Origin of the sequence: Flagellimonas alvinocaridis, assembly GCF_004916895.1 — a bacterium.
Classification (GTDB): domain Bacteria; phylum Bacteroidota; class Bacteroidia; order Flavobacteriales; family Flavobacteriaceae; genus Flagellimonas; species Flagellimonas alvinocaridis.
The window spans coordinates 349,661-376,597 of record NZ_SNTZ01000002.1 but is presented as its reverse complement, the minus strand read 5'-3'; the positions used below and the strand labels follow the sequence as shown (position 1 = coordinate 376,597).

Below are 26,937 nucleotides of genomic sequence, written 5' to 3'. Positions count from 1 at the left end.
AGAGGTGAGATTTTCTTAATGTTGATCCTTAATGCAAATCCTTTTGGTTTAGGAGCTTTTTTACAATCGAGCAGGTAAGTATTTGTTACTTTCCCCTACCAATCCTGTGTTTAAATATCCGTAAACCTTAACACGATATCATGGATGCATTGAATCAACAAATTGAAACCCATTACTTAAAGGAAAACCTATACCATGAGATTTTAAATCGCCTCAAAGATCAGCATGTAAATCTAGGTCATGTAAAACGAAGTGACATTGCCGGCGTGGATGAATTTCATGTGAGGGGAGCGGAAGTTTCAAGAGAATTGGCATCAACCATTGCCCTAAAAGATCTTAAAGTTTTGGATATGGGCAGTGGTCTTGGAGGCCCTTGCCGAATGTTGGCCGATGAATATGACTGCCATGCTACTGGAATAGACCTGAGCACCGAATTTGTGAATACTGCCAATGCCCTTTCCAAACTGGTAGGACTTGATGACAAAACCCAGTTTGTTCAAGGAAGTGCCACCGAACTTCCTTTTGAAGACAGTTCGTTTGATGTAGTCTGGACCCAGCATGTACAAATGAACATTCCGGACAAACAGAAGTTCTACAGCGAGGCTTACAGGGTATTACGCCCTGGAGGGTATTTTTTATACTATGACATTTTTAGAAAAAGTGATGATGGCGTCACCTACCCCATGCCATGGGCGGCCCATGAAGGATTAAGTTTTCTCTTCAAAGGTGAAGAAATGGCAAAAATCATGGCAGAACTAGGTTTTACTTTGAAATCAAAAAAAGACCAAACCCAAGCTGGAGTAGCTTTCTTCACTTCGCTTTTAGCTCGTATTGCTAAGTTTGGACCTCCTAAATTAGGATTGAACGTTTTGATGGGAGAATCCACAAAACCCAAACTCACCAATCTTTTGGTACACTTTCAAAAAGGGGTATTGTGCTTGGAAAGTGGTGTTTATCAAAAATAAAAACCGCCTAACTTACTTTGCCACATTTACTGAACGGGTCTCACGAATCACAGTGACCTTCACCTGGCCGGGATAGGTCATATCTGTTTGTATTTTCTGGGAAATTTCAAATGAAAGTTCGGCCGCTTTATCATCGCTTACCTTTTCACTCTCCACAATCACACGAAGCTCTCTACCCGCTTGAATAGCATAGGCTTTTTGCACACCATTGAATCCAAAAGCGATGTCTTCCAAGTCCTTCAACCGTTGAATGTATGAATCCAAAACCTGTCTACGGGCTCCCGGACGTGCGCCACTAATGGCATCGCAAACCTGTACAATGGGAGAAATAAGGGTGGTCATTTCTATTTCATCATGGTGGGCACCAATGGCATTACAAACCTCTTTTTTCTCACCATATTTTTGCGCCCACTGCATTCCCAATATAGCGTGCGGTGTTTCCACTTCCACTTCGGCCATGGGTACTTTTCCAATATCATGTAAAAGTCCTGCACGTTTGGCTAATTTGGGATTAATTCCCAATTCAGCGGCCATTACCCCACAAAGCTTGGCCACTTCCCTTGAGTGTTGCAACAGATTTTGTCCGTAAGAAGAACGGTACTTCATTCGTCCAACGGCCTTGATCAATTCTGGGTGAAGACCGTGAATCCCCAAATCGATTACGGTGCGTTTTCCAATCTCGGCAATCTCTTCGTTGATTTGCTTTTCCGTCTTTTTAACGACCTCTTCAATACGTGCTGGGTGGATTCGTCCATCGGTCACCAAACGGTGCAAAGACAAACGGGCAACCTCCCTCCGAACGGAATCAAAACAAGACAGTATAATTGCTTCAGGAGTGTCATCCACAATGATCTCTACACCTGTGGCTGCTTCCAAAGCACGGATATTCCGACCTTCCCGTCCAATGATACGCCCTTTTACATCATCAGATTCCAAATTGAAAACAGATACGCAGTTCTCCACGGCTTCCTCCGTTCCAATGCGTTGGATGGTATTGATGACAATCTTTTTTGCCTCTTGCTGTGCTGTAAGCTTTGCTTCCTCCAAAGTACTCTGAAGATAAGCCATGGCATCAGACTTTGCGGTTTCTTTCAAGGATTCTAGCAATTGGCTCTTTGCGTCTTCGGCCGATAGGCCCGAGATTACCTCCAACTGTTGTACTTGGCTTTTGTGCAGTTTTTCAACTTCGGATTGTTTCTTGTCGAGGATTTCACTTTTATGATCAACCTCCTTGAGCTGTTGCTCCAGTTGCTGATTTAATTTCTTGTTCTTGGCAAGTTCACTGCTGACTTGGGATTCTTTGTCCCGGGTTCTCTTTTCCGCTTCACCAATCTTCTTATCCTTATTGATGATTACTTTTTCATGCTCTGCCTTTAACTCCAAAAACTTTTCCTTGGCTTGGAAAATTTTATCCTTTTTGATGTCCTCACCTTCCTTCTTGGCCTCTTTTATGATATTTGATGCATCCCTTTTGGCATTGGAGATAATTTTGGTCGCCTTGCCCTTCTCCATCATCTTGGCGATGGCAAATCCTATTGCCAAGCCCACAACAGCCGCTATAACGATTACTATGATGTTATCCATGTTGATTATGTTTGGTTATAAAAAAAGCCCACACTGGAGGAAGTTTTGTACAAACTCCAAATTACAGGTTTAGGGCTACCATGCTGCTCAAGGATCCCTATACAGGTAGGGCCTGCTTTTACAACCTAAACTCACCCTTTTTAATTATAATAGTGTTGAGTTTGTCAAAAAAATATTACCAATGTGGGCAGTAACAATATTTATTTTAAAGAACTTATTCCCCTAGTTTGGAATACACCAAATCATTCAGGGCCCTTAGCCGTTCCATGGCAGCTTTGGTTCCTTCTGACTGATCTATTCCGCCTTGCTCTATTTTTGAGGCGAACTGCAGGGCACACATGGCCAAAACGTCCTGTTTGTCCCTGACAGCATAGTTCTGCTCGAACTTTTTGACCAAATTTTCAATATTCTTGGCCGCTTTTCGCAATCCTTCCTCCTGTTTAGGGTCTATTGTTAGAGGATATACCCTATCAGCAATGGAAAGCTTTATTTTGAGCTTCTCTTCCATCATATTGGAACAAACTAATCCGCCAACTTGGCTATGCAAACATCAAGTTCGCGAATTAATGTATTTATTTTGAGCTTAGCTTCTGTTTTGCTAGTATTACTACCCAGCATTGTGTTTGCCATTTTTAAGGAATTATACTTTTCTTCCCATTCCAAAACGGCGTCTTGCTTAAGTTTGTTCTCCTCTTTAACAAGGTCCAATTCTTCTTTCAACTTGGCATTGGCCTGATGCAACAACTCCATTTTGTGCAACAGTTTGCTCACTTTGTTTTCCAAAGAATCAACAATCTCAACAAGTTCGCCCATATATGCAAACATCAATGCGTACCACACAAAGTTAACCAACCTTGGCTAACTTCGCAATACTTTTTGGATTTATTCTTAAAGTGTTCATTTAAACCTTTTTTGGCATTCTTATGGACTTTTTACAAATCAAAACATTGGTTATTTTCGTATCTAATTATAAAATATAGCATGCGTTTTAACTTTTTTGGTGTCTTCCTTTTGTTTTCCTTAGTGCTTAAAGCACAAGAAAATTACCCTACCGATACATTTCAATCCCCCATGGAAATTCCCATTGTACTTGCTGGTACATTTGGGGAATTACGGTCCAACCACTTTCATTCGGGAATAGATATTAAGACGCAGCAACGGGAAGGGTTGCCCATTTTGGCCGTGGCGGATGGCACCGTTACCCGCATTAAAGTTTCCCACTGGGGCTATGGCAAGGCGCTCTATGTGGCACATCCCAGCGGGCACACTTCGGTCTACGGTCACCTTAAAAAATTTGGTCCCGAGATTGAGGAGTACGTAAAAAAAGTACAGTACGCCAAACAATCCTATGAAGTTGAGATTTTTCCAGATTATGGAGAACTAAAGGTCTCCAAAGGCAATATCATAGCCTACTCCGGAAATACTGGTGGTTCTTCCGGCCCACACCTTCATTTTGAAATCCGCAGCAGCGTTTCCGAAAAACCTACCAATCCCCTGCTCTATGGGTACGACGTAAGGGATGCCACAAACCCCTCTCTAGTAGGTCTTTTTGCCTATCCCCTATCCAACGATGCCTTGGTTAACCGAAGTTCAGAAAAAATACAAGTCAATTTTACCAAACAAGCAGATGGAAGCTTTAAGGCAGACAAAGTTACAGCCAATGGTACCATAGGTTTTGGCATCAACAGTTTTGACCGCCAAGATATGGCCGCCAACCAGAATGGAGTCTACTCGGTTAAACAAACCGTTAACGGAAAAGTGTACCTGGAATACGATTTTGAAACCTTCTCCTTTGGAGAAACCCGGTATATAAACACCTTGATAGATTATGCCCATTTTGGCAAGTACCGACAACGCATCCAAAAATGTTTTAAGGAACCGTATAATCATCTGAGCATATACAAAACCCTTTACAACAATGGAAAAATTGATATTGAGGAAGGTATGTCCTATAATGTGGAATTATTGATTTCCGATATTGAAGGAAATGAGACGAAGGTCATTATTCCCGTTGAAGGAAAAAAGGAATCTCCCAAGAACAATTTGAAAAATGAAGTTACCAGTGACTTCATCATTGCAAACAAGCCCAATAATTTTGATTTAGGTGCTGCCAAAGTATATTTTCCCGCCAATACGTTTTATGAGGATTTCTACATCGATTTAAAAAAGGGGAAGGATACGGTGATGATACATGACAATAGTGTGGCTGCCCACAGAAACTTCACCATTAGTTTTGACCCGTCCCAATATACTCCCGAAGAACGAAAGCAATTGTTCATTGCCCGTTTGGATGACCAAAAGAGACCATCCTATTCCAAAACTTACAAACGGGACGGCTCGTTTACCACCCGAACACGCGCTATGGGCATGTATACCTTGGCCAAAGATACCGTTGCCCCAACCATATCGCCAAAAAACTTTAAAGAGAACCAGTGGCTGAGCAATTATAGCTATTTAAGTTTGACCATTTCGGATGACTTAAGCGGTATTGATACCTATTCCGCCACACTAAATGGGAAATGGATTTTGATGGAATACGAGCCAAAGACCAATACCATTACCTATAATTTTGATGATAACATCTTGAATGACACACAATGTGAGCTAAAAGTAACCGTTACGGATAATGTAGGAAACTCCAGTACCTTTACGGGTACTTTTTTCAGAAAATAGCCCATTGATCCACCTCAAGCCCATAACTGTTCCGTTTTTACTGTTTTGGGCAGCATTGCTCCAAGGACAAAACGCAACCGTATTCGGTACTATTTTGGATGAGGAACAGTCACCAATTCCCAATGTGAATATTGTTTATGGGGACGCTGGTACGGTTTCGGATGATAACGGCTATTTTATACTTCAAGTAGTTGCCGACACTCCAAATACCTTGACTTTCTCCCATGTGGGGTTTAAAGACATTGTGGTAGAACAGCTGACCTTGCTCACCAATGAAACTTTTGAATTGAATCCTGTAATGTACAAGGATGTAGTACAGGTGGCAGGTGTGGAAGTTTCAGCCACGGGTGAGAAAAAACTTGAGGGCATAACCACAATCTCTCCCCAAACGGTTCGGAAAATCCCAGGTGCCAATGCTGGAGTAGAAAATGTCCTGAAACTGATTCCAGGTGTATCCTTCAACAATGAATTAAGTACACAGTACCATGTGCGCGGAGGTAATTTTGATGAAAATCTGGTCTATGTGAACGGTATTCAAGTTTACCGCCCCTTTTTGATACGTTCCGCACAACAAGAAGGTTTAAGCTTTGTAAATAGTGATATGGTCTCTGGATTGGATTTCTCCCCTGGTGGATTTCAAGCAAAGTACGGGGACGCACTATCCTCTGTCTTGGACATTACCTATAAAACCCCAACAAGGTTTGGACTGCGCCTCAATGGAAGTTTTCTTGGCGGCAGTGGCACACTGGAAACGGCATCTAAAAACAAAAAATTCACCTCCATTACTGGGGTACGATACAGAAACAACAGCCTATTGGTTAATAGTCAACAAACAGAAAGCAACCTGAACCCTAAGTTCGTTGATGCCCAAAATTACCTTACATACAGATTTTCCAACGTGTTTCATTTAAGTTTCTTGGGCACTTATTCCATAAACGACTATGAAAATGAACCTTTCACCCGGCAAACCAATTTTGGGACCATTAATGACCCCAAAGCTTTGCTTGTCTTTTATCAAGGAAGGGAAAACAACACATACACCAATGCTCTGGGCGCATTAAAATTGGACTATTACTTGGGGGATAATACCGTATTGGGACTTACCTCTTCTTTATACCATACCCAAGAGGAAGAGTTCTCGGACATCATCGCTTCTTATGAGCTGGGACCAGTGGATACCGACTTCAGCGATGGAGACTCCGGTGATGCCAATGCCCCAAGGGGCATTGGTTCCCAGTTCACGAGGGCAAGAAATCAGCTGGACGCCTTAATTTTCACCATTTCCCATACCGGAAAGTTTTCCAAAAACAGAAAAACGCTGGAATGGGGCCTCAAGTTTACCCATGAAGATATCCGTGATCAACTCAGGGAATCTGAATTTATTGATTCAGCAGGCTATATCATACGTCCTTCCGAACCTCCCTTACCCAACAATCAACCAGAAGAACCTTTTCTGGGCGATATCCTTCCGTATGAAAGTGCTATGGCCACAAACTATGTTAAGACAAGTAGATTGGCAGGCTTTATCCAATATGCACACCAAATGGACCTGAAAAACCAAACCCTATATTTTAATGTGGGAACCAGAATCCAGCATTGGACCATATCAGGAGAGGGGTTTAATAACAGCTCCCAGACCATATTTAGTCCAAGAGTTCAGTTTTCCATAAAACCAAATTGGGAACGGGATGTTTTATTTCGATTTTCCACCGGGAGCTACCAACAACCTCCATTTTATAGAGAACTTAGGGATATTACCGGCTCAATCAATCCCCAGGTGAAAGCGCAGAAATCCATTCACTATGTATTGGGGAGCGAATACAGTTTTAACCTCAAGGACAGGCCATTTACTTTATTGGGCGAAGCTTATTACAAAGATTTAAAAAATGTAAACCCCTACACTATTGAAGATGTTCGGTTACGATATGCTGCCCAGAATAACACAACTGCTTTTGCTTATGGAGTGGACTTAAGGCTTGTTGGTGCTTTTGTACCCGGAACAGAGTCGTGGGTAAGTTTGGGATATCTACAGACCAAGGAAAATATAGCGGAGCGCGGATACATTCCCAGACCCACTGACCAACGCTTAAAGTTTGCCATGCTGTTCCAAGATTATATGCCCAACATCCCAAATCTTAGACTCTATCTCAACTTAGTTTACAATACTGGGGTCCCCGGAGGGTCACCCAATACTGCCGACCCTTACAATTTTCAGAATAGATTAAGAGATTATAAAAGGGCCGATATGGGAATTTCCTATATTTTTGCAGACGAAAAAAACAAACATCCGCAAGGGCATTGGCTATATAAGTTTAGAGAATGTAGTGTTGGTTTTGAAATTTTCAACCTATTCAACACTCAAAATTCCATAACCAATACCTGGGTAAGGGATGTAGATACCCAAAGGCAATTTGCCGTGCCGAATTATTTGACAAGCCGTGTCTTCAACTTAAAATTTGGGATGCGATTTTAACTAGAATGATGAAGAAAATCTTTCCGCTTATTATGTTCTTTACCACTGCATTGGCACTGGGGCAAAAGAACATCTATGAGAATAGAAAGTTTGATGAACTTACCCAAGACCACCATGTTTTGGCCATTGTACCCTTTATTGCCCACTTGGAGCTCAAAGAAACTGTAGACCACAATGAACTCAAGACATTGGCCCAAAGGGAAGGTTATGCTGTACAGAATGCCTTGGAAACCTATTTTTCGCAACGCAAGAAGCGTAAAAAATTCAATGTGGATTTTCAGAACATTGCCAATACCAATGCCATTTTGTCGCAAAACGGTATTGATTACAATAACCTGGACATTTACACCACACAGGAACTTTGCGATATTCTGAAGGTGGACGGCATCATCAGTGGCAACCTAAACCTGAACATTTTACTTTCTGAGGGAGTGCCCACCAATTTCAGTCTTCTGGACTATTTTAGCGGAGATGCCAACTACGGTAGAATCGGGGTGAAAATCAGTGATGGGGAAACCGGCAAACTCCTCTGGAAATACGAAAACGAAATCACCAAAAAAACCGGAAAGAACACCACGGAACTCATTGATAAAATGATGAAGACAGCCTCCCGAAAGTTTCCGTACGACAAGGAAAAAAAGCGCAAAAACAAGAGCTGATCAGCTTTCAGCAAAATCCTTGAGCACCTGAATGGTGTAATCCAACTCTTCCTTGGTGTTGTATTTAGAAAATGAAAAGCGCAAAGAGGGCTTTTCCAATTCTTCACTGGGCAGGATTTCGGTAAGTACATGGGAACCCAAATTGCTGCCAGATTGACACGCACTTCCCTTTGAACAGGCTATACCTTTCATATCCAAATGAAACAAAAGCATCAATCCTTTCTGTTTATCAAATGGTAAACGGACATTCACCAAGGTATACGTGCTTTTTTCCATATCACCTGAGAGTCCATTAAAAACAGCCCCCGGTATTTCTTGCTGCACTTTTTCAATAAAATAACGCTTCAAATCCTTAACAAGCTGGGTTTCTGTCTCCAGATTGTCATACGCTTTCACAAAGGCCTCCTCCAAGCCCACAATATTATGAAAAGGCTCTGTGCCCGCCCTATGCCCACGCTCTTGGGAGCCACCAAAAATCATGGGTTTCAACCCTGAATTCTTACGGACAAACGCAAATCCAATTCCTTTTGGCCCATGAAACTTATGGGCTGCCGCAGTCATAAAATCAATGGAAATGGTCTGTACATCCCAAGGGTAATGCCCAATGGACTGTACCGTATCTGAATGGAACAGCGCAGCATTTTCCTTACATAGGTCGCCAATGGCCCTTATATCGATGATATTCCCTATCTCATTATTCACATGCATTAAGCTTACCAACTTTTTGGAGTCGTCCTGCTTTAAAAGATGCTCTAAATAATCTAGACTTGGGTTGCCATTTTCATCCAATTCAACAAAGTGAAGTGCAATTCCATATTCTTTTTCCAACTCTTCAGCCGTATGAAGCACGGCATGGTGCTCAATTTTGGAAGTAATGATGGTCTTTACACCCAAATCCCGGACCGCACATCTTAAAATCATATTATCTGCCTCGGTCCCACCAGATGTAAAAATAATTTCCGATGGTTGCGCATTCAAGGTTTTGGCAATGGTCTTCCGCGCTTTTTCAACAGCAGTTTTAGCCGACCTCCCATAACTGTGTGTAGACGAAGGGTTGCCATAAAATTGTGCCAAGGCCTCTTGCATCCGCTCAATTACCTTATCCCTTACCTGCGTTGTTGCCGCATTGTCCAGGTATACTTTTTGCATGATTAAGTTCTCAAGTTAAGTAGGCCAAAAATAGGGGAAATAAAGTTAATTTCTTTTAAAGTGTACCTTGGGTTTGGGGTATTACATTGGAATTGCTTTAAATTTGATGCATGAGAAAATTTTTCTTGATGGGTCTTTCCGTTGCTATGTTCGTTTCATGCAGCGATGGCGATTTGCAAATCGAGACCATTGACTTCGATAGTGTTTCAGTTCAGTTCTGTACAACGCCCCAAACAACCGCCAAAAATATCCTGTTCAAAATAAATGGGACCGAGGCCTTGATTTTGGAACTCCAGAGCGGCGTCCTCAATAAGGGCGTTTCGGGAGAGACCGTGACCACGGAAAGCTCCGTACCCAGCCAATCCCAAATTACCTATCGGGTATTCTCAGATGATGTTGGCAAGAACTATTTTTGTGATGATTTCCCTCCGGTTGACCCCGTTGTAATTGATGAGATTGAGGCCCAAGACGGGGCGGTTTTTATTGAAACCTCTGCCAACGAAGACAATACCAGCTTTGTGCATACCATAAGCCTGAGCGGTATTTCTTTTGTAACCAAATCAGGCGAGCGGATTACCAATCTAAGCATCAACGAATTTGGAGAGGTCAGCACCACAATACCTACCAATTAGGCATTCTGATAAATATATACTTCTGTTGCCCCAAGGCCGTACTTTTGGTAGTCGGCATCATAAAACTTGAGGTTGTCATATTTTTTGAAAAGGTAGTACAGCTCTTCTTTAAGGATTCCCTCTCCCACCCCATGGATAAAAACAACCTTTTGGATACGCTTGGAAATAGCAAAATCCAACTGCCGTTTTGCCGTTTCCAATTGTAGATTGAGCATGTCAAATTTTTCCATACCCTTGGTAGATTTCACCAATTGGTTGATATGCAGGTCCACCTCCATTTTGGGTGCGTTCCTTTCCTTAGGCTTTGTGGTTTGAGATCTTTTTTTCTTAGGTCTTTCCTCTTCCCTTTTAACTTGGGACACCTCAAAATTGGAGACGGTGATACCATCCGCCACTTTCACCAGTTCGGTTATACGATATTGCAAAGGGAAACCTTCTTCGGTGACAATAATGACCACATCATCCGTAATGGACTCAATCCTGCCCGAGATGGCTTCATCCAGTACCTCTACCCTGTCTCCAATAACAAAACCCTTCATACGTCCCATCTTAAAAAAATGCTAAAAAAGTTGGCCCTGAACGCAAAAATAATAGTATTTTTCTTCACTCTATTAGCGATGATGTACCCATTACTAACCATCTTACAACTCAGTCTAAAAGAATACATGCTGCCCTGCCTAAATAAGGAATTACTGGGGGTGGATTGTCCTGGTTGTGGATTGCAAAGGTCGGTAGCACTATTGTTTGAAGGAAATTTATGGGCCGCTTTTAAAATGTATCCCGCAACTTTCACCCTAATACCTCTATTTCTGGTATTGATAAGCTCAAAAGTACTTAACTTTAAATTCGATAACCGTTTGATCATAGGCCTAAGCATTGCAACTGTAGCCCTTATTTTGATCAATTATACCACAAAACTCATATTTTAAACTTTAAATCATGGAACAGAAAAAATTACCAAACGTTACCTTGGCCCTGGTTTTGGCCATTTTCTCCTTGCTTTGCTGCTGTTTTGGAGGAGCACCGGGACTAATTTTGGGTGCAATTGCCTTTTTCTTGGTAAGAAAGGACGAAAAGGTCTATGCAGAAAGTCCGGAGAATTATTCCAACTACAGCACCCTTAAGACCGTTAAAATCCTTGCCATCGTAGGAATGGTCATTGGCGCTCTTTATCTGATTTACACCTTTTGGTCCATAAATCAAATGGGAGGCTGGGAAGGCTATATGGAACGTGTAAACCAAATGATGGAACAATATCAATAAATAATTAAATTATAATGGAAACTAACCAAAGTATGCCGCCAAAACCGAACAATTATATGGTCTTGGCCATTTTAAGCACTATTTTCTGCTGTATTGCCACAGGAATTGCAAGTATCATTTACGCATCAAAAGTAAATGAATGCTATGCCCGCGGAGAATATGCAGAAGCTGAAAAAGCATCGAAGAATGCAAAAATGTGGGCTTTCATAGGAATCGGGCTTTCTGTCTTGATCTGGATTATCTATGTAGCTTTCTTCGGCGTTGCTTTTTTAGGGGCTCTGTCCAATGCAGGCAGCTACTAAAAAAATATTGGTAGTAGGATTGGGAGTATTGTCCGTAGTGGCAATACTCCTTTATTTTTCCTTTAATCCAGAAAATGGTTTTCTATTTCCAAAGTGCCCCATGCACCAATATTTGGGCATATATTGTTCTGGATGTGGCAGCCAAAGAGCCATTCATGATCTTCTGCATTTGCGTATTGGCGACGCTATAGGACACAATGCCCTCTTGTTGCCTGCACTATTTGTGATCCTGCAACACTTACTTGTAAAAGCTGGGGTTCTTAAAGGGAAGAGCCTTCTCGGTTATCGATACGCGCCATTGGTACTCTTGGTTGTTGTACTGCTATTTATGGTACTTAGAAACCTGAAATTATATCCTTTTGAACTTTTGGCCCCTTAGTTGGCCACTTCACTGATAAACTTGAGTCGGTAGAGTCTGAGTTCCTCATCCTCATAATCCCCATCAAACTCTTCTATGGCCTGGGAGATGGAGTCCGTATCTGCTTCCAAAAAGTACTCGTGGATCTCTTCCTGCTGATCTTCATCCAAGATTTCATCTATCCAATACCCTAAATCCAATTTGGTCCCACTAAAGACAATCTGCTCCATTTCTTTGATAAGTTCGGGAATTTGCAATCCCTTAGCCGAAGCTATATCATCCAACGGCAACTTGCGGTCCACACTTTGAATCACATATAGCTTTAATCCTGAATTGGCCCCCGTACTCTTCACCACTAAATCCTCGGGCCTAATCACATCGTTCTCCTCAACGTACTTGGCAATCAGTGATACAAATGGTTTTCCATATTTTTTGGCCTTACCTTCCCCTACTCCTTGGATATTGAGCATCTCCTCCATTGAAATAGGGTATTTTAGGGCCATGTCTTCCAACGAAGGGTCCTGAAACACAACAAAAGGAGGCACTCCAATCTTTTTTGCCTCACCCCTTCGAAGATCTCGGAGCAATTTTAACAGATTGTCATCGGCACTACCTCCACCTGATTTTGCAGCGGCAACCACAGCATCGTTACTTGTTTCTGTGTAAACATGATCTTTGGTCATCATGAAGGATTCCGGTTTCTGCAGAAATACCTCCCCTGCTGGAGTCAGATGCAGAATACCATAACGCTCTATCTCCTTTTTCAACAATCCTGCCACCAAAACCTGTCTAATAAGGGCCATCCAATACATTTTATCCTTATCGGAACCAATGCCAAAGAAAGGTTTTTCGTCGGTTTTGTGCGATGAGATCATAGCATTGACCTTGCCCACCAATACTTTTACAATTTCCTTAGTCTTAAATTTTTCATTGGTGTCCTTAACGACCTTCAAGAGTTTCACCACTTCGTCCTTGGCCTCTTCTTTGGGTTTGGGGTTTCTGGCATTATCATCCATATCGGCCCCTTCTCCATTGGTTTCGTCAAATTCTTCCCCAAAATAATGCAGGATAAATTTTCTCCGTGACATGGACGTTTCGGCATACGCTACAATTTCTTGCAATAGGGCATTGCCTATTTCCTGTTCGGCCACGGGCTTGCCAGACATGAACTTTTCCAATTTCTCCACATCCTTGTAGGCATAAAAGGCCAAACAATGTCCTTCACCCCCATCTCTTCCGGCTCTTCCGGTTTCCTGGTAATAACTTTCTATACTCTTTGGGATATCATGGTGGATGACAAAGCGGACATCGGGCTTATCTATTCCCATCCCGAAAGCAATGGTAGCCACTACCACATCTACTTCTTCCATCAGGAACATATCCTGATATTTGGAACGTGTCTTGGCATCAAAGCCGGCATGATAGGGAACGGCACTAATTCCATTCACTTGAAGCACTTGGGCCAACTCCTCTACCCGTTTTCGGCTCAAACAATAAATGATTCCCGATTTCCCTTGATTCTGCTTTACAAATCGAATAATATCCGCATCTACATTCTGTGTCTTGGGACGGACCTCATAGAACAAATTGGGCCTATTAAAGGAGGCTTTGAATACTTCGGCATCGGTCATGCCCAAATTCTTTATAATATCTTCCTGCACCTTTGGTGTGGCCGTGGCTGTAAGTCCAATGATGGGAATATCATCCCCCAATCGATTGATAATCCCCTTTAAGTTTCGATATTCGGGCCTAAAATCGTGTCCCCATTCCGAAATACAGTGGGCTTCATCTACCGCAACAAAAGACACCTTAACACTCCTTAAAAATTCTATATTCTCCTCTTTGGTCAAGGATTCCGGCGCCACATACAACAACTTGGTAAGACCATTGACCATATCTTCCTTGACCTGTTTTACCTCGGTCTTGGTCAATGAAGAATTAAGCACATGGGCTATTCCTTGCTGCTCGGATATGCCTCGAATGGCATCCACCTGGTTTTTCATCAGGGCAATCAAGGGCGATATGACTATGGCCGCACCATCTTTCATGATGGCCGGGAGTTGATAGCACAAGGATTTACCTCCACCCGTTGGCATGATTACAAAAGTGTCCTTTCCATCAAGCACATTTTGTATTACATTTTCCTGAAGTCCCTTGAACTTTGAAAAACCAAAAATCTTTTTTAGCGAGGCGTGCAACTCAGTATTCGTAAGACTCATTTCCGCATTTTCGATTTTAATCTAACCCCCTGTATAAAATGGGGTTTGACTTTAAATTTTCAACGTCATTTAAAAGTAGGAAGTATTCTATCTTCCATAAATGGACATAAAAGATAGTTTGATTAAGTTTGTAAACTTAAATATAAGACATTCTTTTAGGAATACAATCAGTTAATCCGTTAATTACATTGAGCGACATTCAGTCTATTTTATCCACTGCAAAACGAACCCTGGAAATCGAGAGCAAGGCCATAGGCAATCTTATTGGCCAGCTTGACGAACAATTTGCCCTAGCCGTACAGTATATCTTGGAATCTAAGGGAAGGGTTGTGGTTTCCGGAGTGGGCAAAAGTGCCATTGTAGCCTCCAAAATAGTGGCCACATTAAATTCTACCGGAACCCCTGCGATTTTTATGCATGCCGCAGATGCCATTCATGGCGATTTGGGCACCATTCAAGAAAACGACATTGTAATTTGTCTTTCCAAGAGTGGGAACACCCCCGAAATAAAGGCTTTGCTTCCTTTGATCAAAATTGGAAAGAACAAATTGATCGGGATTACGGGCAATTTGGATTCGGTCTTGGCCAAACAAGCAGACTTTGTACTGAACACCTATGTGGAAAAAGAAGCTTGCCCCAACAATCTAGCCCCTACCACCAGCACTTCGGCACAGATGGCCATGGGTGATGCCCTTGCCATATGCCTGTTGGAACTCAGAGGGTTTACCAGCTCAGATTTTGCCAAATACCATCCCGGTGGCGCATTGGGCAAAAAGCTATATTTGCGGGTTGCAGATATTGTGGTGAACAACCAAAAACCGCAAGTCGATGTCAACTCAAATGTAAAAGAGGTGATTGTTGAGATTTCTGAAAAAATGTTGGGTGTTACGGCAGTCATTGAAAATGGTAAGGTAGTAGGTGTTGTTACCGATGGGGACATTCGAAGAATGTTGAGCAAATATGACAATATCAACGGGCTTACCGCCAAAGATATCATGACCTCCAGCCCTAAATCTGTAGATGTGGACACCCTTGCGGTAACCGCATTGGAATTACTTCAAGAAAAAGGGATTTCCCAACTATTGGCCTTTGACAATGGGGCCTATGCTGGGGTAGTCCATATCCATAACCTTATTAACGAGGGAATCCTATAATGGCAAAAACAGCAAAGAAAAATCCAGATGAGATGTCCTTTTTGGACCATTTGGAAGAATTGAGATGGCACTTGATACGCTCAACCTTGGCCATAGTTATTATTGCCTGCGCGGCATTCGTTTTCAAAGGATTTATTTTTGACACCATTTTGTTCGGACCCAAGAACATGGACTTCCCCACCTACAAGTTCTTTTGTAGAATCGCCACTTATTTTGGCATTAATTCCGAGTTTTGCGGAGACTCCATGCCCTTTACCATTCAAAGTAGATTGATGGCTGGACAGTTCTCGGCCCACATCTGGACCTCTATTTGGGCGGGTATAATCCTTGGTTTCCCATACATTTTGTACGAATTGTGGAAATTTATCAGTCCGGGACTTTACGAGAACGAACGTAAATACTCCCGTGGTTTTATCCTAACCGCATCCTCCCTGTTCTTTTTAGGGGTTCTTTTCGGGTATTACGTGGTAGCTCCCTTATCCATTAACTTTTTGGGAACCTATCAAGTCAGTTCAGAGGTACTCAATGAAATAGACCTCGCCTCATATGTAGGCGCTGTAAGATCATCGGTTATTGCATGTGGAATCATGTTTGAACTGCCCATCATCATTTACTTTTTGACCAAAGTAGGGTTGGTGACTCCGGAAATCTTGAGAAAATATAGAAAAATAGCTTTGGTGATTGTCCTGATTCTTTCAGCAATCATTACACCTCCCGATGTAACCAGCCAAATTGTGGTTGCCGTGCCTGTACTTATTTTGTATCAGATCAGTATCAGAATTTCCAGCATGGTCGTAAAGAGAGAAGCCAAAAAAGAAAAAGAGAGAAAAAATGCCAAATAGTGTAGACGGGTTCAATGCCTATCGTTCCAAAATGAACGAAAAATTGCTTGCCGAGAACAACAAACTCATCAAGCGTATCTTTAATTTGGACACCAATGCCTATATGGCCGGTGCTTTGGATGTAAAGACCAAAGAGTTATTGGGCTTGGTTGCTTCTGCCGTTCTTCGCTGTGATGACTGCGTAAAATACCATTTGGAGCACTCCAAAAAGGCAGGGGCCAGCAAGGAAGAAGTTATGGAAACTTTGGGTATCGCTACCTTGGTCGGAGGAACCATTGTGGTTCCCCATTTGCGCAGGGCCTATGAATTTTGGGAAGATTTGGAGGAACACGATGCTTAAAAAAAACCAAAAGAACACGCCGCAAAAATAGAATATGTTTAGTTTTGGCACATTCGTATGAAGCTACGCGCAGAAAATATAATGAAGGCCTATAGGGGCCGAAAAGTTGTTAAGGGCATTTCGCTCGAAGTAAACCAAGGTGAAATCGTAGGGCTATTGGGTCCAAATGGAGCAGGTAAGACTACGTCTTTCTATATGATTGTAGGCCTTATAAAACCCAATGGTGGTCAAATCTTTTTGGACAACATGGACATTACCAACTTTCCCATGTACAAAAGGGCGCAGAACGGTATTGGATATTTGGCACAAGAAGCTTCGGTATTCCGGAAATTGAGCATTGAAAAAAACATCCTTAGTGTATTGCAACTCACCAAACTGAGCAAAAAAGAGCAACACATGAAAATGGAGTCGCTTATTGACGAATTTGGTCTGGGGCATATCCGTAAAAACCGGGGTGATCTATTGTCCGGAGGCGAACGCCGACGTACCGAAATTGCCCGCGCCTTGGCAACCGATCCAAAGTTTATTTTGTTGGATGAGCCCTTTGCCGGTGTAGATCCCGTGGCCGTGGAAGATATTCAGCGAATCGTGGCCCAATTGAAGAACAAAAACATTGGTATTTTGATCACGGACCACAACGTTCAGGAAACCTTGGCCATTACCGAACGGTCTTACCTGATGTTCGAAGGAGGAATCTTAAAAGCGGGGATTCCCGAAGAATTGGCTGTGGACGAAATGGTCAGAAAGGTATATTTGGGGCAAAACTTCGAGCTTCGAAAAAAGAAACTGGACTTTTAGTTCTTCTCCTCCCATTTTTTCACTTTCACCTGAATGGATGGCGATAACGCCTTCAAATGTGCAATAAAACCCATCCGGTCCTTTGGCGAAATAATGATGCTGTTGAATCGGTCATAACGCACTTCAAGTCTTTGCAAGGATGCGGCAGGAGCCGAAATAGGGTTGTAAGTTTCCTCAATAGCCTTAATTGATTCAATGGGAATTACTTTTTTGAACCAAAAAAAGGATTTGACCACCAGCACCTCCTTCTTAATTTCATAGGATATGGAATAAAATATGGCAATAAATAAAATCAAGATCCCGATTGGGATGGCCAATTTTACCCAAGCCCCTTCTTTGATTGCAGGAACCATGCCCGCACCAGAAATCAATAGAATTGGAACAAGAAGTTCCAACCCTACTTTCGAAGGGTATACTTTACCATCTACATACTTTTGTTCAGCTTTGGGCATTTTTTTGGAAGTTCAAAACCGAAGCGATCAAGTAAAAAACAATGATCAAAGGAATCGCCAAAAATTTTAAGGTCAGCAGCATAATCAAACTACCTATCAAAAACAGATATCGCACCGCATTGTCCTTAAAACTCCAATTGTCAAATTTCAAGGCAAAAAGTTCAATTCTGGAATTCAATAAATAAGCACTGAGAAGAGTTAAACCTATCAAAAACCATTGGTTCAGTATAATTCCACTGAGCACCTCATTGGTATGATACAATAAAATAAGGGGCAAGGAAAGGATCAAAAGGGCGTTGGCCGGTGTAGGCAATCCTTTAAATGAGGAAACTTGGTTCTCATCCACATTAAAATTTGCCAAACGGTATGCTGAAGCCAAGGTAATCACAAAACCTAAAAAAGGTAATAGGGTAATTTCATCATCGTGGCCAAAAAAACCAAGGTTCCATCCGCCACGTTCCGCCATATTGAGCAATTGGAACATAACAATCCCAGGCACCAATCCACTGGTAATCATATCAGCTAGGGAATCTAGCTGTACCCCAATTTCACTTTGCACATTGAGCAAGCGAGCAGCCAAACCGTCGAAAAAATCAAAAAAAATCCCAATAAAGACAAAGAGAGCGGCCCATTCCAAATGGTTGAGCACGGCAAAGACGGTAGCCACACAACCACTGAACACATTGAGTAGTGTTAGAAAATTGGGAATATACGACTTCATAAATTTCAATTTCCGTAAAAATAAGGTAAAAAGATTTTGATGTTCGGCTGAGCCGTATTTATTCTGATATTTGCCCAGACAAATCAAACCATGAAGGCAAGAATCCTTTTTTTTACCATATCACTTTTACTAGGGGTACAGGCGCTTGCCCAAGCTCCACAACTCTCAGAAAAGTCACAAATAAGCCTCCTCACCTGTGCCGCTGGCGATGAGCTCTACTATGCTTTTGGGCATAGTTCGTTCCGGGTGCAGGATTCTGTGTTGGGAATAGATGTGGTCTATAATTATGGTACGTTTGATTTTAATCGACCCAATTTCTACCTGAACTTCGTCAAGGGAAAATTGATCTACTCCCTTTCCAGACGCAGTTTTGATGACTTTCTTTTTGAATATGAAATGGAGAAAAGATGGGTCAAGGAACAAATTTTGGACCTCACCCTTGAGCAAAGAAATCAACTGCTTGCTTTTTTCGAGAACAATTACCTGCCCCAAAACCGGGACTATCTTTACGACCCGCTACTGAACAATTGCTCCAGCATTACCGGGGACATCCTAAAAGACCAATTTGGGGATGCCATTGTTTTTGATGGTTCTTATTTGAATGAACAATACACCTTCCGACAATTAGTAAGGCAATTTATGAATATCAACTCTTGGTCCATGTTTGGTATAGACTTGGCTTTTGGTTCCGTAGTAGACCGAAAGGCTACTGTACAGGAGCATATGTTCCTACCCTATTACGCCATGGAACAGATACGCCATACCTCTTTGAATGGAAAACCCTTATTGAAGCGAGAGCGTTCAGTTTTGGATTATGATGAACATATACAACAAAGCTTCTTTCCACTATCTCCTTTGTTTTGGTTCTGCTTGTTGTTGGGATTCACGGCCTTAATCACCTATTTTGACCATCAACACAAAACACGAAGCCGTTGGTTGGATTTCACTTTGTTCTTGTTGACCGGGTTGGTCGGCACTTTTCTATTGGTGTTATGGTTGGCCACCGATCACACCTCAACACCCAAAAATTTTAATGTGTTATGGGCCTTCCCCCTCAACGCGATAGTTGCTTTTGTATTTATATTCCAAGACAAATTACCGCAATGGCTACCGAAATATTTATGGACAGCATTGGGCCTCATAGGCCTCATGTTGCTACTTTGGATAATTAAGGTCCAGATTTTTTCACCTGTGCTGATTCCTTTACTTTTGACCCTTGCTATTCGGTATGTCTACCTCTTGCGGTATTCCAAGTTATAGCACAAAACATTCTCCATGAACTTATTAACGGTAGAGAACATATCTAAATCATATGGGGAGCTGGTCTTATTTTCTGATATTTCCTTCGGAATAAACAAAGACCAAAAGATAGCTCTCATCGCCAAAAATGGAAGTGGAAAAACCTCCATCCTCAACATCATGTCCGGGAAAGATGCTACCGAAACGGGGCAAGTAACGGTGCGTAAGGGGATTAAAATGGCTTTTTTGGAGCAAGAGCCCAGTCTGGACCCCAACCTTACCATTGAAGAGACCATTTTGGCCACGGACAATGAAACTTTGAGGGTCATTTCCAACTATGAGAAAGCCGTGGAAAACACCGAGGACACCGAACGCTACCAAAAAGCCTTTGAGGCCATGGAACGGCTCAACGCCTGGGATTTTGAGACCCAATACAAGCAAATTCTCTTCCAACTGCAATTGACCCAGCTCGATGCCAAGGTAAAAACACTATCGGGAGGACAGCGAAAACGCTTGGCCTTGGCCAATGCCCTGCTCAACAAACCAGACTTGCTTATTCTGGATGAGCCCACCAACCATTTGGACCTTGAAATGATCGAATGGCTTGAAACCTATTTTGCCAAAGAAAATATCACGCTGTTCATGGTGACCCACGATCGGTATTTTCTAGACCGGGTCTGCAATGAAATCCTTGAACTGGACAACAACCAACTATACAGCTACAAAGGAAATTACACTTATTTCCTTAAGGAAAAGGAATCCCGAATGGAGCGGGAGGAAGTGGAACAACACAAATCCAAACAACTCTACAAAAAAGAGTTGGACTGGATCAGGAGACAACCCAAGGCACGTACCACAAAGTCCAAATCCCGGATTGATGACTTTAGCGAAATCAAAAAAAGGGCGCACCAACGCCGTAAAGAACACGAGGTACAACTGGAACTGAACATGGAACGCTTGGGCAGTAAAATTCTGGAGCTGCACAAAATTTCCAAATCATATGGGGAAAAGTTACTTCTGGATAAGTTCGATTATACCTTCACCAAAGGGGAACGAGTGGGTATTATTGGGCAGAACGGCACAGGAAAGTCCACATTTTTGAATATCATCACCCAACAAGAAACGGTTGATGGAGGAAAGGTAGTAGTAGGCGACACCTTAAAGTTTGGTTACTACACCCAAAAAGGCATTCCGGAGAAAGAAGGACAAAAGGTCATTGATGTCATTAGGGAGTTTGGGGACTATATCCCCCTTAAAAAGGGCAAACAAATTTCTGCCCAACAGCTACTGGAGCGTTTTCTTTTTGATAGAAAAAAACAGTACGATTTTGTTGAAAAGCTCAGTGGCGGGGAGCGTAAGCGCCTGTACTTATGTACAGTGCTCATACAGAATCCCAATTTCTTGATTTTGGACGAACCCACCAACGACTTGGACATTGTTACCTTGAACGTGTTGGAAAGTTTCCTTTTGGATTTTCCGGGCTGCTTGATCGTGGTATCCCACGATCGTTATTTTATGGATAAAATAGTGGACCACTTGTTTATCTTCAAAGGAAATGGTGTAATTGAAGACTTTCCTGGCAATTACACCGATTACAGAGTGTATGAAACCAGTAAAATTGCAGAGGAACGTGAAAACAAGGTCAACGTTTCGGAAAAATTGGAAAAAACCCATTGGAAAGAAAAGGACACTAGCGGTAAGCTCTCATACATGGAGCAAAGGGAATACAAACAATTGGAAAAGGACATTCAAAAATTGGAGGAACAAAAAGAGGTTTTACAGAATAAGTTTACAAACCCCGATCTTAGCGGTGATGAAATCAACCAGCTTTCCATTGAACTCAAAGAAATTTCAGATACCATTGAAGAAAAAACAGAACGTTGGTTTGAACTTTCAGCCATTTTAGAAGGATAAGTATGTGGTTCAGATTTGGTACTTTTCTAAAGTTTTTATCAAAATCCACCAACCAACATGGAGTCCACTCACCATTTGTCTTCAAATATGTAACCAAATGCCTGTACGCCAAAGGAAAATTCAGCAAGGATAAAACAGCAAATGTATTGCTAAAAAGCATCTGCTATTTTAAGGTCAAAACCATATATATCCATAAAAATCCGGACCTTAAAAAATTGGTCGAAATCCATTTCCCTCAAGTACACCCTAGTGAAAACATGGTTGATATTTTGTATACGAAGTATTTGGATGCCCATGATTTGGAGAAACTTCTCTCCAATGGAAAGTTGCACAATGACAGTATGGTTTTGATAGACTCCATTCATGAAGACCAAGAAAGCGAACTTGAATGGAAAAACCTCATTGAATCACCAAATATTACGGTAAGTATGGACCTATTTCATTGTGGGGTTCTATTTGTTCGAAAAGAACAGGTCAAGGAACATTTCACCATTCGGATATAAAAAAGTAAATTTAGGTATGGAAAATGTAGCAACAGATAACACCATTTGGTACGTTCTGGCCGTGTTGGGACTCATTTATTTGATTATCATATTCCGAAACAAGCGCGGTACCAAACGCAGAAGGTCCCGCAAGTTTATGGAAGGTAAACGACAACATGAGCGAGACAATTAGCAATTAGCAATTAGCAATTAGCAATTAGCAATTAGCAATTAGCAATTAGCAAAAATACATTTTAGTCACCCATACAACTGTTCATTGTTTATTGAACATTGATAATTGTAAAAATGAAAATATATACCAAAACAGGGGACCAAGGTACCACCGCATTATTTACAGGGACACGGGTTCCCAAACACCATATTCGCATAGAAAGCTACGGCACCATTGACGAACTCAACTCGTTCTTGGGGCTGCTACGTGATCAGAAGATAGATGCCCATTCCAAAAAAACAATCGCCCTTATCCAGGAAAAGCTCTTCACAGTGGGGTCCATTCTGGCCACAGAACCCAAAAAGGATAATCGACTTAAAATTCCACGTATCAATGCCGATGATATTGCATTGTTGGAAAGGGAAATGGACAGCATGAACGAAAATCTTCCCCAGATGACACATTTTATCTTGCCGGGAGGACATACCACCGTGTCATACTGTCATATTGCCAGAACCGTATGCCGCAGAGCAGAACGTATGATTTCTTATCTGAACGAAAACGAATCGGTTCCTGAAACCTTACTGTCCTATATAAACCGCCTGTCTGACTATCTCTTTGTCTTGGCACGAAAGTTGTCAAAAGATTTGAAAGCCGATGAAGTCAAGTGGATTCCCGAGAAATTGGACCAATAAATCTGTTTTTTTAACGTTAGAGTTTTGCCAATGTCAAAATAATTTTTAAATAATGCAGTTTTTACTTGGCAAATTGGGTTTAAAAATTATTTTTGCAAAAAATTTAAAATCAAACCGTTACTATGTACTGGACATTAGAACTAGCCTCATATTTAAGTGATGCGCCTTGGCCAGCCACCAAAGACGAACTAATAGATTACGCCATCCGTACTGGAGCTCCGTTGGAAGTTGTAGAAAATTTACAGTCCATGGAGGAAGAGGGTGGTGAAATATACGAATCCATCGAGGAAATCTGGCCAGATTATCCCACCGAGGAAGACTACCTCTGGAATGAGGATGAATATTAGATTTTCAGAATAAACAAAGCACGTTAAAAAGTCTCATTTGAGGCTTTTTTTTATGTAATTTTGGCAGCCTAGCAAAAGATTTCCAGTATAATCCCATCAATGGAACAGCTTTTGCCATTCTAAAAAAAACACAATTCATGAGTTTTATAAATTCCGTACTGAAGGTTTTTGTGGGAGATAAATCGGAGAAAGATGTAAAGTCCCTACAACCTTTGGTCAAAGAAATAAAATCCTTCGAGGAACAATTGGAAGGATTGTCCCACGATGAGCTTAGACAAAAAACCACGGCCTTTAAAAGCTTGATTGCCGAAGACTGTAAAGAAATCAATGACAAAATTGCAGCTTTACAGGAAGAGGTAAGTAATTCCAACGACATAGACCGCAATGAAGAAATCTACTCCGAAATAGACAAACTCAACGAGGAAGCCTATAAAATTTCGGAGACAACATTGAATAACATCCTCCCTGAGGCCTTTGCAGTGGTAAAGGAAACCGCAAAACGCTTTGCGGCCAATGAAACGCTTACGGTCACTGCTTCAGAGTTTGACCGGGCTCTTTCCGGTGACAAAGACTATGTTACTTTGGAAGGCGACACCGCCATCTGGAAAAATTCATGGGATGCCGCTGGTAAGGAAGTAACTTGGGATATGATACACTACGATGTACAGCTCATTGGAGGTATTGCACTGCATCAAGGAAAAATAGCCGAAATGCAGACCGGGGAAGGAAAAACATTGGTGGCCACTCTCCCACTCTATCTAAATGCCTTGGCCGGCAAAGGTGCTCACTTGGTAACCGTTAACGACTATCTGGCCAAAAGGGACAGTGCTTGGATGGCACCCATTTTTGAATTCCATGGCTTATCCGTGGACTGTATAGATAAACATCAACCTAATTCTGATGGAAGACGGGCCGCTTATAATGCCGATATCACCTACGGAACCAATAATGAGTTTGGTTTTGACTACCTGCGCGACAATATGGCGCATACCCCGGGAGATTTGGTACAGCGCCCCCACCATTATGCCATTGTAGATGAGGTGGATTCCGTATTAATTGACGATGCAAGGACCCCATTGATCATATCTGGTCCCGTACCGGAAGGTGACCGTCATGAATTCAACGAATTAAAACCAAAGGTTTCGGACATCGTTCAGAAACAGCGCCAATATCTGACAGGTGTTTTGGCAGAAGCCAAGAAACTTATCGCAGCAGGTGACACCAAGGAAGGTGGGTTCCTTTTGCTACGTGTACACCGTGGACTTCCCAAAAACAAAGCGCTCATTAAATTTTTGAGTGAAGAGGGGGTAAAACAATTGTTGCAGAAGACCGAGAACTTCTACATGCAGGACAACAATCGGGAAATGCCCAAAATCGATGCCGAATTATTGTTTGTAATCGATGAAAAAAACAACCAAATAGAGCTTACAGACAAAGGGGTCGACTATATTTCAGGAGATCAAGACAAGGATTTCTTTGTGATGCCCGACATCGGTAGTGAAATCGCCAAAATTGAAAATCAAGATCTAGAAATTGAAAAAGAGGCAGAGCTAAAGGAAGACCTTTTCAAAGATTTTGCGGTAAAGAGTGAACGCATCCACACCATGACACAGCTATTAAAAGCCTACACGCTTTTTGAAAAAGATGTGGAATACGTGGTCATGGACAACAAGGTAATGATCGTTGATGAGCAGACCGGTCGTATTATGGATGGCAGACGTTATTCCGATGGGCTTCACCAAGCCATCGAGGCCAAGGAAAATGTGAAGATCGAGGCCATGACACAGACCTTTGCAACGATTACCCTTCAGAACTATTTTAGAATGTACAACAAGCTGGCCGGTATGACTGGTACAGCGGTCACTGAAGCAGGTGAGTTTTGGGAAATCTATAAGTTGGATGTGATGGAAATACCAACCAACCGACCCATTGCCCGTGATGACAGACATGATTTGATCTATAAGACCAAGCGTGAAAAATATAATGCCATTATTGAAGAAGTTACCGGACTAGCCAACGCTGGAAGACCTGTGTTGATCGGTACTACCTCAGTGGAAATATCCGAGCTGCTTTCCAAATTGCTGAGTGTGCGCAAAATCAACCATAATGTATTGAACGCCAAACTTCACAAAAAAGAGGCGGACATTGTTGCCGAAGCTGGAAAAGCAGGCGTGGTGACCATTGCCACGAACATGGCCGGTAGAGGTACGGATATTAAACTATCCAATGAGGTGAAGGATGCCGGTGGTCTCGCCATTATTGGTACGGAGCGCCATGATTCCAGACGTGTGGATAGGCAGTTGAGAGGTCGTTCTGGACGTCAAGGAGACCCAGGTAGCTCGCAGTTCTATGTTTCTCTGGAAGATAACCTAATGCGCTTGTTCGGGTCGGACAGAGTAGCCAAAATGATGGACCGAATGGGCTTGGAAGAAGGTGAGGTCATTCAACATTCCATGATGACCAAATCTATTGAACGGGCCCAGAAAAAGGTAGAGGAAAACAACTTTGGTATCCGTAAACGTCTTTTGGAATATGATGATGTTATGAATGCCCAAAGGGAAGTGGTCTACAAACGTAGAAAGCATGCCTTGCAAGGGGAACGGCTTAAGGTGGATATTGCCAACATGATCTACGATACTTGTGAGGTAATCGCAGAAACCAATAAAATGGCCGATGATTACAAAAACTTCGAGTTTGAACTGATCAAGTACTTCTCTATTACATCACCCATAAGTGAAGAAGAATTTAAGAAATTAAGCTTTCAGGAAATTGCAAATACCATTTACAAGGCTTCCTACCAGTTCTATCAACAGAAAATGGAACGTAGTGCCCATACGGCATTCCAAGTCATCAAAAAGGTATACGAAGACCAATCCAACAATTTTGAGCGCATTGTGGTACCTTTTACCGATGGCATCAAAACCTTGAATGTGGTCACCAATTTGGAAAAAGCCTATTCTACAGATGGTAAGCAATTGATCACTGATTTTGAGAAAAATATCTCATTGGCCATAATTGACGATTCCTGGAAAACGCATTTGCGAAAAATGGATGAGTTGAAGCAATCTGTCCAGTTGGCCGTACACGAACAAAAAGATCCGCTTTTAATTTATAAGTTCGAGGCATTTGAACTCTTTAAGGAAATGATAGACAAGGTGAACAAAGAAGTAATTTCATTCCTGTTTAAGGGAGAATTGCCTTCAGAAAACACTAGTCAAATCCAAGAAGCCAGAAATGTGCGAAGACCCAAGGAAAATCTTCAAACCTCAAAAGAAGAAATTCCAAACAGTGATGAACTAGCTGCCCAGAACAGAGCTGTAGGACAGACCCAAGGACAAAGACCACAAGTTACCGAGACCATTGTGCGTGAAAAACCAAAAATTGGCAGGAACGACCGGGTCACCATTAAAAATGTGATGTCCGGGGAAAGCAAAACCTGCAAGTACAAACAAGCTGAGCCCCTTATTGAAAAGGGCGAGTGGGTTCTTGTGGAGGATTAATTTC

At 42.0% G+C, this 26,937-nt stretch carries 28 protein-coding genes and 1 other RNA gene; 20 read left to right on the top strand and 9 right to left on the bottom strand.

Annotation, left to right across the window (positions count from 1 at the left end; all coding sequences use genetic code 11):
• The first annotated feature begins 140 nt into the window (after nt 1-140).
• Nucleotides 141-965: a class I SAM-dependent methyltransferase gene (locus EZV76_RS07075; RefSeq protein WP_236640874.1), complete on the top strand. Its 825-nt coding sequence runs from the start codon at nt 141-143 to the stop codon at nt 963-965.
• Between the two features lie 12 nt (nt 966-977).
• Here EZV76_RS07075 and rny read toward each other — a convergent pair whose 3' ends face one another.
• The 4 genes from rny to EZV76_RS07055 all read right to left on the bottom strand — a co-directional run bounded on the left by rny (nt 978) and on the right by EZV76_RS07055 (nt 3,362).
• The gene (gene rny / locus EZV76_RS07070) at nt 978-2,549 is read right to left on the bottom strand and encodes a ribonuclease Y (protein ID WP_136565893.1); all 1,572 of its coding nucleotides are present in this window, start codon (nt 2,547-2,549) and stop codon (nt 978-980) included.
• 51 nt (nt 2,550-2,600) lie between these two features.
• Nucleotides 2,601-2,710, bottom strand: a non-coding RNA gene (gene ssrS, locus EZV76_RS07065) — 6S RNA.
• 53 nt (nt 2,711-2,763) lie between these two features.
• Nucleotides 2,764-3,057: a cell division protein ZapA gene (locus EZV76_RS07060; protein ID WP_136565972.1), complete on the bottom strand. Its 294-nt coding sequence runs from the start codon at nt 3,055-3,057 to the stop codon at nt 2,764-2,766.
• Nucleotides 3,058-3,071: 14 nt separating this feature from the next.
• Nucleotides 3,072-3,362, bottom strand: coding sequence for a coiled-coil domain-containing protein (locus EZV76_RS07055; RefSeq protein WP_136565892.1), 291 nt, complete (start codon nt 3,360-3,362; stop codon nt 3,072-3,074).
• Nucleotides 3,363-3,530: 168 nt separating this feature from the next.
• On the opposite strand from EZV76_RS07055, the gene EZV76_RS07050 reads away from it, so the two are divergent.
• Genes EZV76_RS07050 through EZV76_RS07040 form a run of 3 tightly spaced genes read left to right on the top strand, consistent with a single transcriptional unit; the run spans nt 3,531 to nt 8,354 of the window.
• The gene (locus tag EZV76_RS07050) at nt 3,531-5,222 is read left to right on the top strand and encodes a M23 family metallopeptidase (protein ID WP_136565891.1); all 1,692 of its coding nucleotides are present in this window, start codon (nt 3,531-3,533) and stop codon (nt 5,220-5,222) included.
• Between the two features lie 4 nt (nt 5,223-5,226).
• Nucleotides 5,227-7,695 carry a TonB-dependent receptor gene (locus EZV76_RS07045; protein WP_136565890.1) on the top strand — a complete coding sequence of 823 codons (2,469 nt, stop codon included), beginning with the start codon at nt 5,227-5,229 and terminating at the stop codon, nt 7,693-7,695.
• An 8-nt stretch (nt 7,696-7,703) separates the two neighbouring features.
• Nucleotides 7,704-8,354, top strand: coding sequence for a hypothetical protein (locus tag EZV76_RS07040; protein WP_136565971.1), 651 nt, complete (start codon nt 7,704-7,706; stop codon nt 8,352-8,354).
• Here the strand turns inward: EZV76_RS07040 and EZV76_RS07035 are convergent, their stop codons facing one another.
• Nucleotides 8,355-9,503 (bottom strand): cysteine desulfurase family protein, encoded by a 1,149-nt coding sequence (locus EZV76_RS07035; RefSeq protein ID WP_136565889.1) that lies wholly within the window; start codon nt 9,501-9,503, stop codon nt 8,355-8,357.
• A gap of 110 nt (nt 9,504-9,613) precedes the next feature.
• Here EZV76_RS07035 and EZV76_RS07030 point away from each other — a divergent pair, with 110 nt between their 5' ends.
• Nucleotides 9,614-10,135, top strand: coding sequence for a hypothetical protein (locus EZV76_RS07030; protein WP_136565888.1), 522 nt, complete (start codon nt 9,614-9,616; stop codon nt 10,133-10,135).
• Here the strand turns inward: EZV76_RS07030 and EZV76_RS07025 are convergent.
• Nucleotides 10,132-10,674, bottom strand: a complete 543-nt coding sequence (locus EZV76_RS07025) for a DUF8465 domain-containing protein (RefSeq protein ID WP_136565887.1) — start codon at nt 10,672-10,674, stop codon at nt 10,132-10,134. The two genes, EZV76_RS07030 and EZV76_RS07025, sit on opposite strands and share 4 nt — an antisense overlap.
• Before the next feature lie 18 nt (nt 10,675-10,692).
• Here EZV76_RS07025 and EZV76_RS07020 point away from each other — a divergent pair, with 18 nt between their 5' ends.
• Genes EZV76_RS07020 through EZV76_RS07005 form a run of 4 tightly spaced genes read left to right on the top strand, consistent with a single transcriptional unit; the run spans nt 10,693 to nt 12,079 of the window.
• Nucleotides 10,693-11,064, top strand: coding sequence for a DUF2752 domain-containing protein (locus EZV76_RS07020; protein WP_313790954.1), 372 nt, complete (start codon nt 10,693-10,695; stop codon nt 11,062-11,064).
• A gap of 10 nt (nt 11,065-11,074) precedes the next feature.
• Nucleotides 11,075-11,398: a CCC motif membrane protein gene (locus EZV76_RS07015; RefSeq protein ID WP_136565886.1), complete on the top strand. Its 324-nt coding sequence runs from the start codon at nt 11,075-11,077 to the stop codon at nt 11,396-11,398.
• A 14-nt stretch (nt 11,399-11,412) separates the two neighbouring features.
• Nucleotides 11,413-11,700 carry a CD225/dispanin family protein gene (locus EZV76_RS07010; RefSeq protein ID WP_236640873.1) on the top strand — a complete coding sequence of 96 codons (288 nt, stop codon included), beginning with the start codon at nt 11,413-11,415 and terminating at the stop codon, nt 11,698-11,700.
• A 7-nt stretch (nt 11,701-11,707) separates the two neighbouring features.
• Nucleotides 11,708-12,079, top strand: coding sequence for a DUF2752 domain-containing protein (locus EZV76_RS07005; RefSeq protein ID WP_161594389.1), 372 nt, complete (start codon nt 11,708-11,710; stop codon nt 12,077-12,079).
• Here the strand turns inward: EZV76_RS07005 and recQ are convergent.
• Nucleotides 12,076-14,277, bottom strand: coding sequence for a DNA helicase RecQ (gene recQ / locus EZV76_RS07000; RefSeq protein WP_136565884.1), 2,202 nt, complete (start codon nt 14,275-14,277; stop codon nt 12,076-12,078). The two genes, EZV76_RS07005 and recQ, sit on opposite strands and share 4 nt — an antisense overlap.
• Before the next feature lie 188 nt (nt 14,278-14,465).
• Between recQ and EZV76_RS06995 the strand changes: the two genes are divergently transcribed.
• From EZV76_RS06995 to lptB, 4 genes are read left to right on the top strand one after another with little or no spacing between them, the layout of a single operon-like run.
• Nucleotides 14,466-15,431: a KpsF/GutQ family sugar-phosphate isomerase gene (locus EZV76_RS06995; protein WP_136565883.1), complete on the top strand. Its 966-nt coding sequence runs from the start codon at nt 14,466-14,468 to the stop codon at nt 15,429-15,431.
• Nucleotides 15,431-16,273: a twin-arginine translocase subunit TatC gene (tatC, locus tag EZV76_RS06990; RefSeq protein WP_136565882.1), complete on the top strand. Its 843-nt coding sequence runs from the start codon at nt 15,431-15,433 to the stop codon at nt 16,271-16,273. Before EZV76_RS06995 ends, tatC begins: the two co-directional genes overlap by 1 nt.
• Nucleotides 16,263-16,613, top strand: a complete 351-nt coding sequence (locus tag EZV76_RS06985) for a carboxymuconolactone decarboxylase family protein (RefSeq protein WP_136565881.1) — start codon at nt 16,263-16,265, stop codon at nt 16,611-16,613. The genes tatC and EZV76_RS06985 overlap by 11 nt, the downstream gene beginning before the upstream one ends.
• Nucleotides 16,614-16,670: 57 nt before the next feature.
• On the top strand, nt 16,671-17,411 hold the full coding sequence (gene lptB, locus EZV76_RS06980; RefSeq protein ID WP_136565880.1) for an LPS export ABC transporter ATP-binding protein: 741 nt from the start codon (nt 16,671-16,673) through the stop codon (nt 17,409-17,411).
• Here the strand turns inward: lptB and EZV76_RS06975 are convergent.
• A complete protein-coding gene (locus tag EZV76_RS06975) occupies nt 17,408-17,863 on the bottom strand; it encodes a PH domain-containing protein (protein WP_136565879.1) in 456 nt (151 codons plus the stop codon). The two genes, lptB and EZV76_RS06975, sit on opposite strands and share 4 nt — an antisense overlap.
• Entirely contained in the window at nt 17,850-18,584 is a 735-nt protein-coding gene (locus tag EZV76_RS06970) for a CDP-alcohol phosphatidyltransferase family protein (RefSeq protein WP_136565878.1), read from the bottom strand. Before EZV76_RS06970 ends, EZV76_RS06975 begins: the two co-directional genes overlap by 14 nt.
• A gap of 90 nt (nt 18,585-18,674) precedes the next feature.
• Between EZV76_RS06970 and EZV76_RS06965 the strand changes: the two genes are divergently transcribed.
• From EZV76_RS06965 to secA, 7 genes are all read left to right on the top strand, one after another.
• Complete coding sequence (locus tag EZV76_RS06965) at nt 18,675-19,844, top strand: lipoprotein N-acyltransferase Lnb domain-containing protein (protein WP_136565877.1); 1,170 nt, start codon at nt 18,675-18,677, stop codon at nt 19,842-19,844.
• A 15-nt stretch (nt 19,845-19,859) separates the two neighbouring features.
• Complete coding sequence (locus EZV76_RS06960) at nt 19,860-21,737, top strand: ABC-F family ATP-binding cassette domain-containing protein (protein WP_136565876.1); 1,878 nt, start codon at nt 19,860-19,862, stop codon at nt 21,735-21,737.
• A gap of 2 nt (nt 21,738-21,739) precedes the next feature.
• Nucleotides 21,740-22,240: a hypothetical protein gene (locus EZV76_RS06955; protein ID WP_136565875.1), complete on the top strand. Its 501-nt coding sequence runs from the start codon at nt 21,740-21,742 to the stop codon at nt 22,238-22,240.
• A gap of 16 nt (nt 22,241-22,256) precedes the next feature.
• Nucleotides 22,257-22,412: a hypothetical protein gene (locus EZV76_RS17185; RefSeq protein ID WP_201741833.1), complete on the top strand. Its 156-nt coding sequence runs from the start codon at nt 22,257-22,259 to the stop codon at nt 22,410-22,412.
• Nucleotides 22,413-22,525: 113 nt separating this feature from the next.
• Entirely contained in the window at nt 22,526-23,086 is a 561-nt protein-coding gene (locus EZV76_RS06950) for a cob(I)yrinic acid a,c-diamide adenosyltransferase (RefSeq protein ID WP_136565874.1), read from the top strand.
• A gap of 122 nt (nt 23,087-23,208) precedes the next feature.
• Nucleotides 23,209-23,433, top strand: coding sequence for a DUF2795 domain-containing protein (locus EZV76_RS06945; RefSeq protein ID WP_013551418.1), 225 nt, complete (start codon nt 23,209-23,211; stop codon nt 23,431-23,433).
• A gap of 137 nt (nt 23,434-23,570) precedes the next feature.
• Nucleotides 23,571-26,933: a preprotein translocase subunit SecA gene (secA, locus tag EZV76_RS06940; RefSeq protein ID WP_136565873.1), complete on the top strand. Its 3,363-nt coding sequence runs from the start codon at nt 23,571-23,573 to the stop codon at nt 26,931-26,933.
• Nucleotides 26,934-26,937: the final 4 nt, after the last annotated feature.

Coding starts and splice junctions, on each gene's coding strand:
- EZV76_RS07075 (WP_236640874.1), top strand. CDS start 141: ATGGATGCATTGAATCAACAAATTGAAACCCATTACTTAAAGGAAAAC.
- rny (WP_136565893.1), bottom strand. CDS start 2,549: ATGGATAACATCATAGTAATCGTTATAGCGGCTGTTGTGGGCTTGGCA.
- EZV76_RS07060 (WP_136565972.1), bottom strand. CDS start 3,057: ATGGAAGAGAAGCTCAAAATAAAGCTTTCCATTGCTGATAGGGTATAT.
- EZV76_RS07055 (WP_136565892.1), bottom strand. CDS start 3,362: ATGGGCGAACTTGTTGAGATTGTTGATTCTTTGGAAAACAAAGTGAGC.
- EZV76_RS07050 (WP_136565891.1), top strand. CDS start 3,531: ATGCGTTTTAACTTTTTTGGTGTCTTCCTTTTGTTTTCCTTAGTGCTT.
- EZV76_RS07040 (WP_136565971.1), top strand. CDS start 7,704: ATGAAGAAAATCTTTCCGCTTATTATGTTCTTTACCACTGCATTGGCA.
- EZV76_RS07035 (WP_136565889.1), bottom strand. CDS start 9,503: ATGCAAAAAGTATACCTGGACAATGCGGCAACAACGCAGGTAAGGGAT.
- EZV76_RS07030 (WP_136565888.1), top strand. CDS start 9,614: ATGAGAAAATTTTTCTTGATGGGTCTTTCCGTTGCTATGTTCGTTTCA.
- EZV76_RS07025 (WP_136565887.1), bottom strand. CDS start 10,674: ATGAAGGGTTTTGTTATTGGAGACAGGGTAGAGGTACTGGATGAAGCC.
- EZV76_RS07020 (WP_313790954.1), top strand. CDS start 10,693: ATGCTAAAAAAGTTGGCCCTGAACGCAAAAATAATAGTATTTTTCTTC.
- EZV76_RS07015 (WP_136565886.1), top strand. CDS start 11,075: ATGGAACAGAAAAAATTACCAAACGTTACCTTGGCCCTGGTTTTGGCC.
- EZV76_RS07010 (WP_236640873.1), top strand. CDS start 11,413: ATGGAAACTAACCAAAGTATGCCGCCAAAACCGAACAATTATATGGTC.
- recQ (WP_136565884.1), bottom strand. CDS start 14,277: ATGAGTCTTACGAATACTGAGTTGCACGCCTCGCTAAAAAAGATTTTT.
- tatC (WP_136565882.1), top strand. CDS start 15,431: ATGGCAAAAACAGCAAAGAAAAATCCAGATGAGATGTCCTTTTTGGAC.
- EZV76_RS06985 (WP_136565881.1), top strand. CDS start 16,263: ATGCCAAATAGTGTAGACGGGTTCAATGCCTATCGTTCCAAAATGAAC.
- lptB (WP_136565880.1), top strand. CDS start 16,671: ATGAAGCTACGCGCAGAAAATATAATGAAGGCCTATAGGGGCCGAAAA.
- EZV76_RS06975 (WP_136565879.1), bottom strand. CDS start 17,863: ATGCCCAAAGCTGAACAAAAGTATGTAGATGGTAAAGTATACCCTTCG.
- EZV76_RS06970 (WP_136565878.1), bottom strand. CDS start 18,584: ATGAAGTCGTATATTCCCAATTTTCTAACACTACTCAATGTGTTCAGT.
- EZV76_RS06965 (WP_136565877.1), top strand. CDS start 18,675: ATGAAGGCAAGAATCCTTTTTTTTACCATATCACTTTTACTAGGGGTA.
- EZV76_RS06960 (WP_136565876.1), top strand. CDS start 19,860: ATGAACTTATTAACGGTAGAGAACATATCTAAATCATATGGGGAGCTG.
- EZV76_RS06955 (WP_136565875.1), top strand. CDS start 21,740: ATGTGGTTCAGATTTGGTACTTTTCTAAAGTTTTTATCAAAATCCACC.
- EZV76_RS17185 (WP_201741833.1), top strand. CDS start 22,257: ATGGAAAATGTAGCAACAGATAACACCATTTGGTACGTTCTGGCCGTG.
- EZV76_RS06950 (WP_136565874.1), top strand. CDS start 22,526: ATGAAAATATATACCAAAACAGGGGACCAAGGTACCACCGCATTATTT.
- EZV76_RS06945 (WP_013551418.1), top strand. CDS start 23,209: ATGTACTGGACATTAGAACTAGCCTCATATTTAAGTGATGCGCCTTGG.
- secA (WP_136565873.1), top strand. CDS start 23,571: ATGAGTTTTATAAATTCCGTACTGAAGGTTTTTGTGGGAGATAAATCG.